The sequence below is a fragment of the Rothia sp. (in: high G+C Gram-positive bacteria) genome (assembly GCF_030540545.1).
In the GTDB taxonomy this organism is placed as follows: domain Bacteria; phylum Actinomycetota; class Actinomycetes; order Actinomycetales; family Micrococcaceae; genus Rothia.
The window spans coordinates 1-1000 of sequence record NZ_JAUNVZ010000142.1; the positions used below are offsets into that span (position 1 = coordinate 1).

1 protein-coding gene is annotated in these 1000 nt (G+C 57.1%); it reads left to right on the forward strand.

The features are described 5' to 3' along the window. Position 1: 1 nt before the first annotated feature. On the forward strand, positions 2 to 1000 hold a 999-nt coding region (locus Q4P78_RS09520; RefSeq protein WP_303340126.1), incomplete at its 3' end, for an MMPL family transporter.

Sequence of the window (1000 nt, forward strand, 5' to 3'; positions counted from 1 at the left end):
TATTGCCGGTGTTGCCGGTACGTATAGTGCATTCCATGGGCAGCTAAAGACCACGTTCACCATGCCCGGCACTGAGACGCAGCGGCTCACCGATGAGCTGGCCTCACGCTTCCCGGACGCTAACCGAGGAACCGGCCAAGTAATCGTGACCACCGGTGACGGTTCACGCATTACCGATGAGCAGAAACAAGCCTTCGTGAACAAGCTGAATAGCCTTAAAAACGAGAATTCAGCGGTTGACGATGTGAGCGACCCCTTCGCCACCGAGCAGCAGATTGCCGACGGCAGGAAGCAGCTTGAAGAGGGTAAACAGAAGCTAGATGCCGCCCCGAAGCAGATCGAGGACGGTAAGAAACAGCTGCGGGACGCTCAGAAGAAAGCAGATGACGGCAAAGCGCAGCTGGAGGCGGCACAGAAGCAGCTGGATGCGGCCCGCGAACAGGCCCGAGCAGCTGGTGCTCTAGAGTCTATGCGTGAACAGCTTGGCTCCCAGCAGGCGCAGATTGATGCTCAGCGTGCCCAGCTGGCCGAATCCCAGAAACAGCTGGATACAAAGGCCGATGAACTTGCCGACTCTGAAAAGAAACTTCCCGAACAGCAGGCGGAGCTCGCCCGCAAATCGGCGCTTCTGGATCTGACGAGCGACTATCGCACGGTCTCTGAGGACGGCTCGACCGCAGTCGCCGGGGTTTTCTTCAAAATGAAAAGCTCGGAAGCCCCGCATGCTGATAAAGAAAAGCTCATGGAGCATTTCAAAAACGCGGATTTGAAGGGACTGACGGTCAACTTTGACCAGAATGTCGCCGAATCTCCCGATGTGGGTATGGGCGTTGGCGAGATTGTGGGCATTGTGGTGGCCCTTATTGCGCTCATCGTCCTGCTCGGCACCCTCATTGCCGCCGGGCTGCCCATTCTCATGGCGATTGTGGGCGTGATTGTGGGCATCCTGGGCACCCTCTCATTCTCGTCCCTGGTTGATATGAGCTCAACCACCTACATG